The organism is Paenibacillus gansuensis (assembly GCF_042684925.1).
Lineage (GTDB): Bacteria > Bacillota > Bacilli > Paenibacillales > DY6 > Paenibacillus_N > Paenibacillus_N gansuensis.
The window spans coordinates 699,158-716,243 of the sequence record NZ_JBHUME010000007.1; the positions used below are offsets into that span (position 1 = coordinate 699,158).

The 17,086-nt window shown below is 54.1% G+C and carries 16 protein-coding genes; 14 read left to right on the top strand and 2 right to left on the bottom strand.

Translation table 11 applies throughout. The features are described 5' to 3' along the window. Position 1: 1 nt before the first annotated feature. On the bottom strand, positions 2-1,273 hold the full coding sequence (locus ACFSUF_RS11030) for a nucleoside recognition domain-containing protein (RefSeq protein ID WP_377602826.1): 1,272 nt from the start codon (positions 1,271-1,273) through the stop codon (positions 2-4). A 117-nt stretch (positions 1,274-1,390) separates the two neighbouring features. On the opposite strand from ACFSUF_RS11030, the gene ACFSUF_RS11035 reads away from it, so the two are divergent. Next, positions 1,391-2,485, top strand: coding sequence for a SepM family pheromone-processing serine protease (locus ACFSUF_RS11035; protein WP_377602828.1), 1,095 nt, complete (start codon positions 1,391-1,393; stop codon positions 2,483-2,485). Between the two features lie 76 nt (positions 2,486-2,561). Here the strand turns inward: ACFSUF_RS11035 and ACFSUF_RS11040 are convergent, their stop codons facing one another. Next, positions 2,562-3,839: a nucleotidyltransferase gene (locus tag ACFSUF_RS11040; protein ID WP_377603153.1), complete on the bottom strand. Its 1,278-nt coding sequence runs from the start codon at positions 3,837-3,839 to the stop codon at positions 2,562-2,564. A gap of 153 nt (positions 3,840-3,992) precedes the next feature. On the opposite strand from ACFSUF_RS11040, the gene ACFSUF_RS11045 reads away from it, so the two are divergent. From ACFSUF_RS11045 to ACFSUF_RS11105, 13 genes are all read left to right on the top strand, one after another. After that, a complete protein-coding gene (locus tag ACFSUF_RS11045) occupies positions 3,993-4,499 on the top strand; it encodes a YceD family protein (RefSeq protein ID WP_377602829.1) in 507 nt (168 codons plus the stop codon). A 47-nt stretch (positions 4,500-4,546) separates the two neighbouring features. Then, on the top strand, positions 4,547-4,720 hold the full coding sequence (gene rpmF, locus ACFSUF_RS11050; protein ID WP_377602830.1) for a 50S ribosomal protein L32: 174 nt from the start codon (positions 4,547-4,549) through the stop codon (positions 4,718-4,720). Between the two features lie 153 nt (positions 4,721-4,873). Further along, positions 4,874-5,464, top strand: coding sequence for a transcription factor FapR (gene fapR / locus ACFSUF_RS11055; RefSeq protein ID WP_377603154.1), 591 nt, complete (start codon positions 4,874-4,876; stop codon positions 5,462-5,464). A gap of 5 nt (positions 5,465-5,469) precedes the next feature. Beyond that, on the top strand, positions 5,470-6,456 hold the full coding sequence (plsX, locus tag ACFSUF_RS11060) for a phosphate acyltransferase PlsX (RefSeq protein WP_377602831.1): 987 nt from the start codon (positions 5,470-5,472) through the stop codon (positions 6,454-6,456). Between the two features lie 11 nt (positions 6,457-6,467). Then, a complete protein-coding gene (locus ACFSUF_RS11065; RefSeq protein WP_377602832.1) occupies positions 6,468-7,454 on the top strand; it encodes a beta-ketoacyl-ACP synthase III in 987 nt (328 codons plus the stop codon). Between the two features lie 59 nt (positions 7,455-7,513). Beyond that, positions 7,514-8,455, top strand: a complete 942-nt coding sequence (fabD, locus tag ACFSUF_RS11070; RefSeq protein ID WP_377602834.1) for an ACP S-malonyltransferase — start codon at positions 7,514-7,516, stop codon at positions 8,453-8,455. A gap of 81 nt (positions 8,456-8,536) precedes the next feature. Further along, positions 8,537-9,283: a 3-oxoacyl-[acyl-carrier-protein] reductase gene (fabG, locus tag ACFSUF_RS11075; protein ID WP_377602835.1), complete on the top strand. Its 747-nt coding sequence runs from the start codon at positions 8,537-8,539 to the stop codon at positions 9,281-9,283. Positions 9,284-9,413: 130 nt separating this feature from the next. After that, positions 9,414-9,647, top strand: a complete 234-nt coding sequence (acpP, locus tag ACFSUF_RS11080; RefSeq protein ID WP_377602838.1) for an acyl carrier protein — start codon at positions 9,414-9,416, stop codon at positions 9,645-9,647. 138 nt (positions 9,648-9,785) lie between these two features. Further along, entirely contained in the window at positions 9,786-11,024 is a 1,239-nt protein-coding gene (fabF, locus tag ACFSUF_RS11085) for a beta-ketoacyl-ACP synthase II (RefSeq protein ID WP_377603155.1), read from the top strand. A 47-nt stretch (positions 11,025-11,071) separates the two neighbouring features. Further along, the gene (gene rnc / locus ACFSUF_RS11090) at positions 11,072-11,779 is read left to right on the top strand and encodes a ribonuclease III (RefSeq protein WP_377602840.1); all 708 of its coding nucleotides are present in this window, start codon (positions 11,072-11,074) and stop codon (positions 11,777-11,779) included. A gap of 148 nt (positions 11,780-11,927) precedes the next feature. After that, a complete protein-coding gene (smc, locus tag ACFSUF_RS11095) occupies positions 11,928-15,500 on the top strand; it encodes a chromosome segregation protein SMC (protein ID WP_377602842.1) in 3,573 nt (1,190 codons plus the stop codon). A gap of 58 nt (positions 15,501-15,558) precedes the next feature. Further along, positions 15,559-16,557, top strand: a complete 999-nt coding sequence (gene ftsY, locus ACFSUF_RS11100) for a signal recognition particle-docking protein FtsY (protein ID WP_377602843.1) — start codon at positions 15,559-15,561, stop codon at positions 16,555-16,557. 124 nt (positions 16,558-16,681) lie between these two features. After that, positions 16,682-17,053: a putative DNA-binding protein gene (locus tag ACFSUF_RS11105; RefSeq protein WP_377602844.1), complete on the top strand. Its 372-nt coding sequence runs from the start codon at positions 16,682-16,684 to the stop codon at positions 17,051-17,053. Positions 17,054-17,086: the final 33 nt, after the last annotated feature.

Consider the following 17,086-nt stretch of genomic DNA (forward strand, 5'->3'; position numbering starts at 1 on the left):
GCTACATTCTGTTTGCAAGGTAACGGGCTGCGGACAAGCAGGCTGCTGCGCCGAGCAGAAACAGCATAACGAAAGCAAGCACATAGGCTGCGTAAGGAAGCGCGAGCCAGCCAGCAGCCGCTGACACCTGTTCCTCCGGATGGGCAGGCTGCCGGTCCAGAAACAGAAAGCTGGGGACGGCCCCTGAGAACCATACGTTCAAGGGCCGCCAAAGCAGGGGGGTTATTGCCAGACATAACGCCCCGTGTACGGCGCGAAACCGAAAAAACGCCCCATAGCGGAGGTCGGTCCCGCGGATCAGCGTACGAACCTGGGCATGGAGCGACAGGCCGCTCCAGGCGAGAATGGAGCATACAGCGGCAACGCTCCACATGACCGAAGGGGACTGCGCCTCCGGCCTCCCGGCAGCAAATGCTCCCACATGCAGCTCGAACAGTCCCTGCAGCAAAGCGTCGATTTGCACGGCAGGAACGCCGAACGGGCTTAAAAGCAAAGTGAGTCCTTGTGCGGCCGCCTCCGCAGCCGGCGAAAGCTTTAAGATCGCCAGCAGAACGGAGAAAATCATCATAAATCCTCCGATCATCATCAGTGTCTGGATGCCGTTGGTCACCGCGTCTCCTAGCGCCTTGCCGAACGAGCGCCCGTCTTCTTGGCGGCCCTTATGCATGGCGGTGTAGACGGCGTTCCAAACGGAGACTCTTGCCGGTTGGGCGGTTTCCCTGTCTTGATGATCCCGGCCGGGGCCCCCGCTGTAACGAAAAAGCATACCGGTCAGGGCGGCGGTTATATAATAGATAAAGCAAATATACAGGCCAAGGCTTGCATTTCCCATGAAGCCTACGGCGATTACATTTAACAGGATCACGGGTCCGGCCAGATGGGAAAGGCCCAGCAGGCGTTCGCCTTCCTCTCTGCTGACCGCTCCGCTTTTACGCAGCTTCGCGGTAATGCCTGCACCGGCAGGCAGGGAGGAAGAAAGGCTCATCGCAACCGCCCAGCCGCCTGCGCCGGGAATCCGGAACAGCAGCCGAAGGAGCGGGTCCAGCAGCGTTCCAAGCGCATGCACGAACCCGAATGCGATCAGAAGCTCCGACAGGACAAGAAAAGGCAGCAAGGCCGGAAATACGATCGTCCACCACAGATGCAGCCCGCCGAGCGACGCTTGAAACGCCTGGCTGGGGAAGATTAAAATACAAATAACCGCCGTAATAGCAGAAACGCCGGTCAACAGGGTCATGCTTTTGCTTTGTTTCCAGGAAACGGGCGGGGACATGCTAGCTCCTCCTTACCTTAGATGGGACAGCTTTTACATGTGTACGCGGGCCTGTACTTCTTTAGACCAACACCGGGAACGGCGGACGACAGACAGTTACTTCAAGGAGTGGATGCTATGCCCGTGCGCGGCGGAAAACGAAAGTTCGGATTTTTACCGGCCTTTGTACTGGTTTTATTAATTTGTTATGTACTTATTTATCTGCCTACCCCTTATGTTGTATATCAACCCGGTTCAGCCGAGGTAATCAGGCCGATGATCCATGTGAACGAAGGCGATCCCGAGGAAAAGGGGACGTTCATGCTGACAACCGTATCCCTTACGTATTCGAACACATTGCAGTACTTGTATGCACTGGTTAACCCGTATCAGGATATTGCCAAAAGGAGCGAGCTGCTGCAGAAAGGGGAAAGCCGGGAGGAGTATTCGGAACGCCAAGCTTACGTCATGCAGACCTCTCAGAGCAATGCAGTGCAGGCGGCTTACAAAAAAGCGGGCATTCCCTTTAAGATGGTGACGAAGTCGGTCATCGTACTGGAGACGAATGAGGGAATGCCCGCCGAAAAAGTGCTGCTCCCCGGAGACCGGCTGCTGTCAGTAGACGGCAAAGATGTGAAGAACCTGGAAGAGCTGCTTCGCTTGATCCGCCTGAAAAAGGTGGGCGAAACCGTAAAGATCGGCTACGAACGCGGCAAAGAGAAGAAAGAGGCATCGATTGTTCTTGCCGCGCTGCCGGTACAGCCAGGGGAGAAGAAACCGGCCAAACCGCAGCCGGGCATAGGGATAATCCCGGCGGAATTGCAGACGGTCATGCCTTCCTCCGGCGGCAAGACGGTGGAAATCAAGGCCGGTGAAATCGGAGGCCCTTCGGCCGGGTTTATGTTCAGCCTTGCGATCCTGAACCAATTAACACCGGGAGATTTGACCAAAGGCTACCGGATCGCGGGTACGGGAACGATTACGCCTGAGGGCGAAATCGGTGTCATCGGAGGTATCAAGCATAAAATTGTTGCCGCCGATAAGGAGGGGGCCGAGATTTTCTTCGCCCCGAAGGACTGGTACCCTCCGAAAGGACAGCGGTATCAACCGGTACTGAATACGACGGAAGCCAAAGAACGGGCAAAAATGATCGGAACGAAAATGAAGATCGTTTCCGTCGGAACGCTTGATGAGGCGCTTCAATATTTAGCGAAGCTGCCGCCGAAGGATTAATAGGAACGCCAAGGACCCCCATCTTGACAGAGTGGGGGTTTCTTGTGTCCGGATCATAAAGCTGACGCTGTTTGAGTCAAGGCATTTGAACCGGGGACTGGTAGTAGTCCCGCAGCAGGTCCTCGGAGGACGGGGTGTCAAAGCCGAGCGCATAGACGGCAGTAGCCCGGATATCCATGTCCAGATAAGGGAAGCTCTCCTTCGACACTTTCGTGACGACGGGGAGCTTAGCCGTGGTCTTCATGCGCTTCAGCAGCGCGCGTCCGCGTTCCGTGAAGCCCAGCACACGGATGTAGGATACGCCCGCGCGCAGGGCGCCGGCGCTTAACGCGGACTTGGTATGGCCCAGCAGGATGCGGGTGAGCATCCGCTGCAGCTTGGTCCGCGTGTAGCGCTTGGTTTTCAGCTCGGCGAGGAGGCGCTCGATGTTGAGCGGGGAAGAGCCGAGCCGCGGGAGGGCGGCTTTGAGCCGGTGCTGGAGCCCTTCGGTCACCTCCGCGAGCTGAGCCAGATCGTCAGCGGAAGCGCTGACGATCCGGTGCATCAGCTGCGGCGCGTACCGGCTCCAGGACACCGGTGCCCGCCCGGCCGTCCACTCCCTCTGCAGCACGTCGTACGTGTAAGGAGGGAGGTACGGTTTGGCCGCGGCGAGGTCGCCTTCCTCAAACAGCAGGCGGCGGATGGCCGTCGCGCTGGCAATCTGTTCGTCGGTGATATCCGTCTGATGATATCCTGCAGCCCTTCTTGTTACGGTGAGCGGCACAATCGGGCTGTTCAGCCGGGCCAGTGCAATCAGGTAATGGAGTCCCAACGTATTATTAGGCTGCGACAAGGCATCGGCGGGGATTTCGGTTCCGCCGCCTGAACCGGAGTACAGCCCGGCGGAGCCTCCTAATTCCTGCGCCAAATTCCTTACCGCAGCGCTGTAGGCGGACGGGTAGTTCATTCCTGCGGCGAGCCCGGCCTTTACCTGTCCGCGGAACGCTTGAGGTTCATCGGCAAGAATGTTCGCGAGCTGCATCAGCCAGCCGATTTCTCCGCTTTCACTGCCGAAGCAGAGGGAATCCACTACGCCTGTTGCTTCAAGAAGCGATACGGCACCATAGGCAAACCACTCCGCCGGCTGCGAGCTGTAAGCGGCCGGCAGTTCTATGACAAGATCGGCGCCCATCTTCAGTGCCATCTCCGCCCTTGCCCATTTGCCGGCCAGCGCCGGTTCTCCCCGCTGGAGGAAGTGGCCGCTCATGACGGCAACGGCGCAATCCGCGCCTGATAAGTTTAAAGATTGACGGAAATGATAAACATGTCCATAATGTAAAGGGTTATATTCAACGATTACGCCGACGGTTTTCAGGACCGGTCACCTCCGAGTGCTTGTACCTGGCCGATAGATTTGTTACGAATATATCATGAACAGCCTGTCTCCGGCAAAATGTTAAGGGGAAAAGGTTGACAAGATAGGCTCTCGATAGATATAATAATCTTTGTTTGTTTGGAGTGATTCTCATTGTTATTTCATTTTAAAGAACTGGCTTCGAAGGACGTCGCAGCAGAGTTTCATGAACGCATGAATGTCGACGCCTTGGTGGAGAGCCGCCGGGATTTGCTGGCAGCCAGCCCTTTGCAGGTGGACTTGACCGCCCGTTATCACGGCGGCGTGGTACGCGTGGAAGGCCAGCTGACAGCCGAGATTACCATGGCTTGCTCCCGCTGCCTGAAGCCTGTGAATGAAACAGTGCTGATTCCTTTTGAAGAGCAATTCGCTCTGAAACCGGAAGCGTCGGAAGAAGATGAAGATGACGACATCATCGCAGTGAAGGAAGAACGCGTAGACTTAAAGCCTTATGTCGAACAAACATTTTTGCTTTATCTGCCGTTTGCGCCTGTATGCGAGGAAGGCTGCAAGGGTCTGTGCCCTGTATGCGGAACCGACCGGAATACAGCGTCTTGCGGATGCGATACGGAGAAAGTCGACCCTCGTTTAGCCGGGCTCAAAGATTTTTTCAAACAGTAATAGGTTAAGAGCAGCACCCCAGTATATTCGAGTAAGGAGGTGGGAATATGGCAGTACCTCAAAGAAGAACGTCCAAGACTCGTCGCGACAAGCGCCGTACTCACTTTAAATTAGAAGTTCCGGGCATGGTGAAATGCGATCATTGCGGAGAATTGAAATTGGCTCACCGCGTGTGCAAAGTTTGCGGAACTTACAAAGCTAGAGAGATTATCAAGCAATAATCAATAAAGTAGTATCTCATCTTCGGTGAGGTGCTATTTTTTTTGCTTTCTTTTTGCGGGCGGATTCTATATACTAGTCTTAGTACCAGGTATTAAACTTCGGACAGGCATTGATGCTTCCGGAACTACAAGGGGTTGTTACCAATCGAACGCCTGCCTAAACGCGAGCGCCAGCAGAGGCTGACGCAGTTCATCGAAGAGAATCCGTTCATCACCGACCAGGAGTTGACCCGTAAGCTCAAGGTGAGCATTCAGACGATTCGTCTGGACCGTATGGAGCTAGGCATTCCGGAAGTGAGAGAGCGCATGAAACTGATGGCGGAACGTTCTTTGGATCCTGTCAAGTCGCTTCCGTTGGATGAAATAATCGGCGAAGTGATCGATCTTCAGCTGGATCAGAGCGGTATCTCCATTTTTGAAATCAGGCAAGAGCATGTATTCTCCCGGACAGGCATTGCCCGGGGTCATCATATTTTTTCGCAGGCCAACTCTTTGGCCGTGGGGGTCATCAACGCGGATGTTGCGCTGACGGCATCTGCCGACATCCGATTCGTCCGCTCCGTCAGGCTGGGGGAGAAGTGCGTAGCCAAAGCTTATGTCCGTTCTAAGATCGGGCAAAAGGGGAAGGCTAAGGTCGAAGTGTTTACATATGCCGGTGAAGAGCTGGTTTTCCAGGGAACTTTCGTGATTCATATCGATACGGGGCTGGGCGCTGGGGAACAGTATCCGGATGCGAAGGAGTGAACAGCATGCGTATAGCTATAGATGCAATGGGCGGCGACGCTGCGCCGGATATTAATATTCAAGGAGCGATAGAAGCCGCTAAAGAGTGGGGTGACGTTCACATTATCCTGGTAGGGGATGAGAAACGGCTTGCGCCCGCGTTGAACGGAGCCCCGTCGAATCTATCGATTCAACATGCGTCCGAAGTAGTGCTGCCGGATGACGAGCCGGTGCGGGCCGTTCGGCGCAAGAAAGACGCTTCGATGGTTGTAGCCGGGAGACTGGTGAAAGAAGGAGCCGCAGATGCCATGATTTCCGCTGGAAATACAGGAGCTTTAATGGCAACAGGTCTGCTGGTGGTGGGGCGTATGGAAGGCATCGAGCGTCCCGCATTGGCGCCGATGATTCCTACTATGGACGGCAAAGGTACGCTTGCACTGGACTTAGGCGCGAATATGGATGCTTCCCCGCAGCATCTCATGCAGTATGCCATCATGGGCAGCATCTACCGGCAGAAAGTGCATGGTCTCGAACGTCCGCGTGTCGGTCTGCTGAATGTGGGAACCGAAGAGATGAAGGGGAACGAATTGACGAAGGCGGCGTTCCCGCTGCTTTCGGAAGCGCCGATTCATTTTGTGGGCAATGTGGAATCCAGGGATGTGCTCCAAGGTAACTGCGATGTCCTGGTGTGCGACGGTTTTGTGGGCAATATTCTGCTCAAGACGATGGAAGGCACGGCGGGGACGATATTTTCCGTGCTGAAGCAGGAGTTTACAAGCTCATTACTCAGCAAGCTGGCAGCTGCCGTGCTAAAGCCGGGTTTATCCCGGTTCAAGAAGAAATTGGATTATAAGGAACATGGCGGCGCGCCCCTTCTGGGCTTGAACGGCTTGGTGCTGAAGAGCCACGGCTCTTCCGACGCGAAAGCCATTAAGAACGCGGTTCGTCAGGCAAGGGAAGCTTTAAAGAACGATTTAGTCGTTTCGATCTCATCCGAAATCAGCAGGAAGTGAGTGTGGGTTTTATGAATACGATACCGGTCGGTATTATCGGAACAGGCAAATATGTCCCGGAGCGGGTGCTAACGAATAAAGATCTCGAACAGATGGTAGAGACGAACGATGAATGGATCGTCACCAGAACCGGCATCCGGGAACGCCGTTTGGCATCTGCCGAGCAGGCCACCTCGGACCTGGCGCTGACTGCAAGCGAAATTGCATTGAAGAATGCGGGCATTACGGCAGATCAGCTGGACCTTATTATTGTTGCTACGGTTACTCCGGATATGTACTTTCCGTCCACGGCATGCATTCTTCAGGAAAAGCTGGGTGCCAAGAAAGCGGCGGCGTTCGATCTGTCGGCGGCATGCTCCGGTTTTATCTATGGTTTGGCGAATGCTTCTAACTTTATTGCTACCGGAATTTATAAATATGTTCTAGTTATCGGTGCCGAATGCTTATCCAAAATTACGGATTATACGGACCGCAATACCTGTATTTTATTCGGCGACGGTGCGGGAGCTGTAGTTCTTGGCGAGGTGCCGGAAGGCCGAGGCTTCAAATCGTTCGAACTTGGAGCGGACGGTTCCGGCAGCGAGCTGCTGCATATCCGCGGAGGCGGTTCCCGCGTCCCTTCCAGTCCGGAGAGTATCGATGCCAAGCAGCATTTTATTTACATGGCGGGCAGCGAAGTGTTCAAATTTGCAGTCCGCATTATGGGCAGCGCAGCCGAAGAGGCTCTGCGGAAAGCGGGAATGGAGAAATCCGAAATCGATCTGCTGGTTCCTCACCAGGCAAACGTGCGGATTATCCAATCGGCGCTGAACCGTTTAGAGCTGCCCGAAGAGAAGTGCATGGTCAACTTGGACCGCTACGGCAACATGTCGGCCGCTTCCATCCCTGTTGCGCTTGCGGAGGCGGCGGAAGAAGGACGCTTGAACGAAGGAGATAAAGTGGTTCTCGTCGGTTTCGGCGGAGGTTTGACTTGGGGAGCATCGGTTCTGGTTTGGTAAGATGAATTGGTAGGGTAATCTGTTGAAAGACACTTACTAACAGGGGAGAGAGATAACTTATGGGCAAGATCGCATTTGTGTTTCCCGGCCAAGGGGCGCAGGCCGTCGGCATGGGGAAGGATGCTTATGAAGGCCATGAGGGAAGCCGTGCCGTTTTTGAGCGGGCGGATGAAGCGTTGGGGTTCAAGCTGTCCGATCTGATTTTCAACGGGCCGGACGACCAGCTGAAAATCACGTACAACACCCAGCCGGCTCTGCTGGCAACGAGCATTGCGCTGCTGGAAGCGTTTGATGCCCAGGGTGTGCGTCCCGACTTCGTTGCGGGCCACTCTTTGGGCGAATACAGCGCGCTGGTCGCTGCGGGCGTCCTGCGCTTTGAGGACGCTGTCCGCGCGGTCCGTGCGCGAGGCGAGTTCATGGAGCAGGCCGTGCCCGGCGGCACCGGGGCGATGGCCGCTGTGCTGGGCGCAGAGCGCGGGCCGTTGGCGGCGCTGTGCGGAGACATTACCGCAGGCGGGAACGCTGTTGAACTGGCCAATGTGAACTGCCCCGGCCAGATCGTCGTGTCCGGCACCGCCGCGGGCGTAGCCTCTGTAGTGGAACGGGGCAAGGAGGCAGGCGCCAAGCGGGTCATCCCGCTGGAGGTCAGCGGACCGTTCCACTCCTCGCTTATGCAGCCGGCCGCGCTGCGGCTGCGGGACGTACTGGCCGGCATCGACATGCAGCCTGCCGAAGTGCCGGTCGTGGCCAATGTCACGGCCGGACCGGTGACGGAGCCTGCCGATATCCGCAGGCTCCTGGAAGAGCAGGTGTCCTCCCCGGTCCTATGGGAGGACTCGGTCAACTGGCTGATCGGCCAGGGGGTCGATACCTTCGTTGAGATCGGTTCCGGCTCGGTGCTTGCCGGACTGATCAAGAAGATCGACCGCTCTGTCCGCGTCGTGTCCGTGAATTCTCTGGAGGCAGTACAAACCGCAGGGGAACAGCTGCAGACGGTATAAGCTTCGCCAGGTGGGCAACACTGGAAGGTGATGCCCTTCCGTTCCGGCAGGCTGACAAGGAATTTTGGGGGAGGGATTCATATGGGCAAGTTTGAAGGAAAAACAGCGCTGGTCACAGGTGCGTCGCGCGGCATAGGCAGAGCGATAGCGCTTGCGCTGGCAGAAGCAGGCGCGGACGTTGCCGTGAACTATGCAGGCAGCGAAGAGGCGGCGGCACAGGTGGTGGAAGCGATTGAAGCCATGGGCCGCAGAGCGGTAAAGATCCGTGCAAACGTAGCCGTTTCTTCGGAAGTGGAGGATATGGTGAAGCATGTCCTTGAAACTTTCGGCAAAATCGATATACTGGTAAACAATGCCGGCATCACACGCGATAACCTGATTATGCGGATGAAAGAGGAAGAGTTTGATCAGGTCATCGATACGAACTTGAAAGGCGTGTTCAACTGCGTTAAAGCGGTCACCCGTCCGATGATGAAGCAGCGCGGCGGCCGGATTGTGAACATTTCCTCCGTCGTAGGCGCCTTGGGTAACCCGGGCCAGATTAACTACGTTGCGGCGAAAGCGGGAGTCATCGGTATGACCAAGGCAGCCGCCAGGGAACTCGCCTCCCGTAACATTACGGTGAACGCGGTAGCTCCGGGCTTCATTGAAACCGATATGACCGACAAGCTTTCGGCGGAACAGCGTGACGGTCTAATGGGTTCCATTCCGCTGGCACGTCTCGGACAGCCTGAGGATATCGCCAAGGCTGTATTGTTCCTGGCATCGGAAGATGCCTCGTATATGACAGGGCAGACTATCCATGTCGACGGCGGTATGTACATGTAAGATTCGCAAGCAGGTATAATAGTTTATTATACAGCCGTAACCCGCGTTAAGGCAGACAACGAAAATTGATTTCGATTCTATGGTAATTTGCTATCAATTCTCGTATAATACCAAGGAGGAGGTGAACCGGATGTCCGATGTATTAGACCGTGTGAAACGTATTGTCATCGATCGTCTAGGAGTTGACGAGGCTGAAGTCACTACCGAAGCATCTTTCAAAGATGACTTAGGCGCTGATTCTCTCGATGTTGTAGAATTGGTTATGGAACTAGAGGACGAGTTCGATATGGAAATTTCCGATGAGGATGCTGAGAAGATTACCACTGTGGGAGAAGTTGTTAATTACATAAAATCTCATACGTAAAACAGATAAGTCCCGTTAGACCAACGGGACTTCTCCTCATTCAAAGGATCATTTAAGAGTACGAAAGCAACATAGAGGCTGCTTTGATCGCCATCATGTTCTTAATATATATTGTAGATTGCTCTCGAGGTGAGAATGTTGAAGCAAAGAGTTGTAGTTACGGGAATGGGCGTTGTGACGTCCCTGGGTTCCGATTTGAATACGCTTTGGAATAACCTGCTGGAGGGCAAGTCCGGCATTTCTACGATTGAAGCGTTCGACGTATCGGATTATCCGACGAAGATCGCAGCTTCCGTGAAGGATTTTAACCCGGAAGCGTACATGGAGAAGAAGGAAGCGCGCCGGATGGACCGTTTCGTACAGTTCGGCCTTGCGGCAAGCCTGATGGCGCTTAAGGACGCAAACCTGAATATCGAGGAAGACACGGATCCCGAAAGAGCCGGCGTTATTGTCGGTTCGGGCATCGGCGGGCTGGGCACATGGGAAGAACAGCACTCAATTCTGCTTGAGAAAGGTCCGAAGCGGGTAAGTCCGTTCTTCATTCCGATGATGATCGCGAATATGGCTTCCGGACAGATCTCCATGTCGACGGGAGCGAAAGGCCCGAATACGGCTGCGGTTTCGGCTTGCGCGACAGGAACGCATTCCATCGGGGATTCCTTCAAAATGATCCAGCGCGGCGATGCCGACGTGATGATTTGCGGCGGCGCGGAAGCGACCATCCGTCCGATCGGTATGGCCGGATTCTGTTCCATGCGCGCCATGTCCACACGCAACGACGAGCCGGAGAGAGCAAGCCGCCCGTTCGATGTGGACCGTGACGGATTCGTAATGGGCGAAGGTGCCGGCGTATTGATCCTGGAATCGCTGGAACATGCTTTGAAACGCGGCGCCCGCATTTACGGCGAGGTTATCGGTTACGGCATGAGCGCGGATGCCCATCATATGACGGAGCCGGACCCGGACGGGGCTGCACGCTGTATGGCGAAAGCGATGAAAGATGCGGGGATTGAACCTCAGGATGTAGACTACATTAACGCACATGGCACTTCTACTCCTGTCGGGGATAAATCCGAAACGACGGCAATCAAGAAAGCTTTCGGAGACCATGCTTACAAAGTGGCCGTGAGTTCAACCAAATCGATGACAGGACATCTGCTCGGTGCTGCCGGAGGCGTTGAGAGTGTAATCCTTGGCCTTGCGCTGCAGCATCAGACGATCCCGCCGACAGCGAACCTGGAGAACCAGGATCCGGAATGCGATTTGGATTACGTGCCGAATACGCCGCGTCAAGCGGATCTGAATGTCGTCATGTCGAACTCCTTCGGATTCGGCGGGCATAACGCAACGATTATTTTAAAGAAATATGAAGCCTAAGCGGCAGGCAGGGCGAACGACGTGTTCAAGGAGTGAAAAGGCAAGCCATGCATAAAGATCTTAAACAACTTCAATCCAAACTGAATATCCGTTTTCGTGAGCCTTCCCTGCTGACGCAGGCATTTACTCATTCATCGTATGTCAACGAGCACCGGCTGACCCATTCCAACGATAACGAGCGGCTGGAGTACCTTGGGGACGCCGTACTGGAACTGACCGTTTCGGAATATTTATTCCGCATGTATCCCGAGAAGCCCGAGGGAGAGCTGACGAAGCTTCGTGCTTCGATCGTCTGCGAGCCTTCCCTCGTCCAGTTTGCGGAAGAGCTTCAGTTCGGACTCTATGTTCTTCTGGGCAAGGGGGAAGAGCTTACAGGCGGACGGACCAGGCCTGCCTTGCTGGCCGACGTGTTTGAATCGTTCGTAGGCGCTCTGTATCTCGACCAAGGCCTGGACGCTGTTAAGTTATTTCTGGACACGCATATGTTCCCTAAGCTGAATTCGGCGGCGAAACTCCAGAACAAGGACTTTAAGACGCAGCTTCAGGAGCTGACCCAGTCTCAAATGATGGGGGCCCTGGATTACAGGATCGTCGGAGAAACGGGACCTGCTCATGAGCGGGAGTTTGTGTCCGAGGTTTATATGGATGACCGCAGGCTGGGCCGGGGTACGGGAAGGTCAAAGAAGGAAGCGGAGCAGCAGGCTGCTTCGGAAGCGTTGAGGACGATTATGGCGGCTTCCCCGACGGAAGCGTAAGCTGCATTTGGGCGCGGGCCGGAGCAAAGTAGGGAGCAGTGAGCAACTACGGTTGTTCCTGCTCCTTTTCTTTGTTGAGGCCTAGTATTTTTGCCGAAGCGGAATGGAAGGATTGTATGGTAAAATAGCATTGAGGTGAAAGTTAGCCATGTTCTTGAAACGGCTTGAAATAGCAGGGTTTAAATCGTTTGCGGATAAAACGGAACTGGAATTCGTTCAGGGGATCACCGCGGTTGTAGGACCTAACGGCAGCGGAAAGAGCAACATTAGCGATTCCATCCGTTGGGTGCTGGGCGAGCAAAGTGCAAAGTCACTGCGCGGCGGCAAAATGGAGGATATCATTTTCTCGGGAAGCGATGCGCGAAAAGCCGTGAATTATGCGGAGGTATCGCTCACATTAGATAACCATGACGAAGCGCTGAAACTGGATTTTAGCGAGGTAACGGTAACACGCCGTGTACATAGAAGCGGTGACAGCGAATATTTTATTAATAAGCAGTCCTGCCGCCTGAAAGACATTACCGAGCTTTTTATGGATACGGGGATTGGCAAAGAAGCTTATTCCATCATCGGTCAAGGCCGGATCGAGGAAATTCTAAGCACCCGGTCGGAAGACCGCCGCGGGATTTTTGAGGAAGCTTCGGGCATTGTCAAATACAAATCCCGCAAAAAAGACGCACAGCGCAAACTCGATGATACCGAACAGAACCTGCTGAGGATTCATGACTTGGTTGTGGAGCTGGAAGATCAGATCGAGCCGCTCAGGGTGCAGTCGGAAAAAGCCGTCAAGTATAAGGAATTGAAAGAAACGCTGAAGACGAGCGAAATTTCCATGTACGTGTTTCAAATCGAGCAGATTCACGAAAGCTGGGCGGAAGCGAATCAACGGCTGGCTGCGCTGCAGACTGAGCAGATTGAGTTGTCTACGGTTGTCCGGCAGCATGATGCGCATTTAGAGAAACACCGTTGGGAGACTCGCCGTCTGGAAACGGAATTGGACGAGCTTCAGGCTGCATTGCTAGGGTATAGTGAAGAGCTGGAGAAGAACGAAGGGCAAGGGGAAGTGCTGAAAGAACGGAGCCGCAATCTGGTCCAAAACCGGCTGCAGCTGCTGCAGATGGTGGAAGTGGGCGAAAAGCGGATCGAAGAGAGACGGGCGGAGCAGACAGGATACCGGGATAAATACAATCATATCAGCTCGGAGCTGAACCGGCTGCAATCCACCTTGAGAGCGGAAGAAGAGCGCCTGCTCGGCGTTGCCGGCGGCACTAGCAGCGAAGCGGAAGAGAAGCTTCGCGGCGATCTTCTGGACAAGCTCAACCAGTCTGCGCAGGCCCGCAACGACATCCGCTACCTGGAACAACAGATGGAAGCGGTACAGCGCAGGATGACGCGGGTGGAGGAAGATAAATCCCGGCTAGCGGAACAGCAGGCAAAGCTGGAGGCACGCAAGAAAAGTCTGAGCGCGAAGCTGACCGACTGTATTGCAGCTATCTCCGACACGAAGAATGAATATGTCGCAGTATCCCAAAGTATCCGCTCAAATCAAGAGTTATACGAGAATGCGCAGGCAACCGCACGGAAGTGGGAACAGAAAGCCGACGCGCTCATTTCCCGGCGGGATACGATGACAGAAATGCAGAATGATTTCGACGGGTTTATGCACGGTGTCAAAGAGGTGCTGAAAGCCAGAAATCGGGAAGGCGGATTACGCGGTGTCCATGGAGCAGTGGCCGAGCTTGTCAAAGTGCCGGCGGAAATCGAGCTCGCAGTGGAAACTGCATTGGGCGGGGCTCTCCAGCATGTTGTAATGGACGGGGAAGCAAGCGCCCGCGAAGCCATTGCGTTCTTGAAACGCCGTCAGTTGGGACGCGCGACCTTCCTGCCGCTGGACGTCATTAAGGAAAGATATATTGCGGAGATGGAACAGCGGAATCTTCAAGGTGCAGCGGGTTTTGTCGGGATTGCTGCCGATCTGGTCCACTATGACCAAAAATACCGCAATATTGTAGGCAATTTGCTTGGAAATGTCATTATCGCCGAATCTCTGGAAGATGCGAATAAGATTGCGGCTCGTTGTCAATACAGGTACCGGGTAGTGACACTCGAAGGAGATATCGTTAACGCAGGCGGTTCGATGACGGGCGGCAGCCTTCAGAAGAAGAATGCGAGCCTGCTGGGGCGTCAACGCCAGATCGATGAGCTCCATGAAGAGATCAGGAAGTCCCAGGAACAGATGGCTGCCTTAAAGGACCAGCTGAGCCGGTTTAAGCAGGATATGTCCGAAGCGAACGGCAAGCTTGAAAGTCTGCGGGAAGCCGGCGAGCAGCACCGGATCGAGGAACAGCAGCTGCTGGCCGAGCTCAAACAGCTGGAAGGCGAATTGTCGCAGCTGAGCCCTCAACTGGAGCTGTACCTGCAGGACCGGGGACAGCACGAAAGCGAAATCAAAGAATACCGCACCCGCAAGAAGGAACTGGAGCAACAGCTTATAGTGCTTCAAAGTGAGGAGCAGGGGCTGCAGCAGGCGATCCGGAACGCTGAACTTTCACGTAAAGCCAGTGAGTCTGCCAAAGAAGAGCTGCAGACGTACTTAACCGACCTCAAAGTCCAGGTTGCCTCCTATACACAGGAGAAACAGTCGCTGCAAGATCATTTAAAGCGCGTGACCAGCGAGCTTCAGCAGCAGGATCAGGAGCTGGAACTGAACCGGAGCATGCTGGAGCAAATTGCAGAGGACATAGAGTACAACCAGCAGCAGACGGTTAAGCAGACCGAGGATGTCAACAGCCTGAAAATCCGAAAACAGCAATGTACCGATCAGCTTGAATTTAAACGTGCGGAACGCGCGAAGTGGGCCAAAGAGCTTGAAGAAGAAGAGAACGAAACCCGCGAGCAGCGTGTACGACTGCAGCAGGTGGAAGAGCAGCTCCGCCAGACGGAGGTCAAAGTAAACCGTTTGGATGTAGAATTAGAGAACCTGCTTCGCAAGCTGTCCGAAGATTATGAGCTGAGCTACGAGTTGGCCAAGGAAAGATATCCGCTTCCTGAAGATGTGGCGGGTACGCAGAACCTGGTACGTGACTTGAAGCGTTCGATCGCTGCGCTGGGTGATGTGAATCTTGGCTCTATCGAAGAGTTCGCCCGTGTCAACGAACGGTTTGAGTTCCTGAACGAGCAGAAAAATGATCTGATCGAAGCCAAAACGGCGCTCTATATGGTTATTAAAGAGATGGACGATGAGATGTCCAAGCGATTTAGGGCGTCGTTCGATGCGATCCGCTCCCATTTCGTTGTCGTATTTGCTAAGCTGTTCGGCGGCGGCAGAGCGGATCTGATCTTGTCCGAGCCTGACAACCTGTTGGAGACTGGGATCGAGATTATCGCGCAGCCCCCGGGCAAAAAGCTTCAGAATTTACAGCTGCTTTCAGGGGGCGAACGCGCACTGACTGCGATCGCGCTGTTGTTTGCCATTTTGCTGGTGAAGCCGGTTCCGTTCTGCGTATTGGATGAAGTAGAAGCGGCTTTGGACGAAGCGAACGTATCCCGTTTTGCCCAGTATTTAAGAGAGTTCTCTGAGTTGACTCAGTTTATTGTGGTTACACACCGCAAAGGAACGATGGAAGAAGCTGACGTGCTTTACGGGGTTACGATGGAAGAAGGCGGCGTATCGAAGCTGGTTTCCGTGAAACTCGAGGACGATGAGGCCGTATCAGCATAGGTACGATTGAATAACGAAGCAACCGCAGGATAAGAGCAGTACATGACAGGAGGAACCTATGAGTTTTTTTAAAAAGTTAAAAGAGAGCATCGCCACCAAAACGGAAAGCATCACCAGCAAGTTTACGGAGGGACTGGCTAAAACACGCACGGCTTTCGTCGAACGGGTTGAAGATCTGATTACGCGCCGCAAAAAGATTGACGAAGAATTTTACGAAGAGCTGGAAGAAATTCTGATTGGTGCGGATGTCGGTGTCAACACGGTGATGAACTTGATTGATGAGCTGCGCACTGAAGTGCGCAAGCGCAAAATTGAAGACGCAGCAGACCTGCAGCCGGTGCTGTCCGAGAAGTTAATCGGACTTCTGAAGGGCGAGCAGAATACATCGGTAAATCTGGCTAAACAAGGACTAAGTGTCATTCTGTTTGTAGGCGTTAACGGGGTAGGCAAGACGACTACAATCGGCAAGCTGGCTCACCGTTATAAGCAGCAAGGCAAGACTGTTATGCTGGCCGCCGGAGATACGTTCCGTGCGGGAGCGATCGAGCAGCTGGAAGTCTGGGGAGAGCGTGTTGGCGTCGAAGTAATTAAACAGCAGGCAGGCTCCGACCCGGCCGCAGTCATGTATGACGCCGTTAAGGCCGCTAAGAACCGCGGGGTGGATATCCTGATTTGCGATACTGCGGGCCGGCTCCAGAATAAAGTGAACTTAATGGAAGAGCTGAACAAAATTTACCGCGTCATTCAGCGGGAAGTTCCAGACGCTCCGCATGAGGTGCTGTTGGCGCTGGACGCAACGACAGGGCAGAACGCGCTGCAGCAGGCAAAGCTGTTTGGCGAGAAAACGGGTGTGACCGGCCTGGTGTTGACCAAGCTAGACGGTACGGCAAAGGGCGGAATTGTCATTGCAATCCGTCAGGAGCTTAACATTCCGGTGAAATTCGTGGGTTTAGGCGAAAAAATGGATGATCTTCAGGAGTTTGACTCCGAACAATTCGTGCATGCTCTGTTTGCAGGGCTGATCAAAGACCGGGAAGAAGCAGGGGAAGAGCTTTAGAAAACTGTCCGCTGAGCCTATTTGAATCTGACAAGTATAACTCCTTGACAATCGTCTGCGGATCGGGTAAACTAGTCAATGTTCCGGTGTAAAGTATTTTTCCTTGACGGAAGGAGTTGACACTGTGACGGACTTGGAGGCCTTGTCCAAGACGACAAGGATCAACGCGCTGTTCGACTTTTACCAGACGCTGTTGACCGAGAAGCAGGCTACGTTCCTGCGCTATTATTTCCACGAGAATTTCTCGCTGGGCGAGATCGCCGCTGAGTTCGAAATCAGCCGTCAAGCCGTTTACGAGCATATTAAGCGCGCGGAACGGGTGCTGGAAGATTACGAAGAGAAGCTGCATCTGCTGGCTCAATACGAGCGGCGTCAGCAGCTCCTGCAGTCTCTGCTGCAGGAAGCGGAAGGCGGACGACAGCGCGAAGAGCTGTTGCGCATCGCCCGCGAACTGATAAACTTAGATATGATAGATGATGAAGTTATAGAAGAATAGATCTTAACGAAAGACAAACGGAGGTGAACGCGG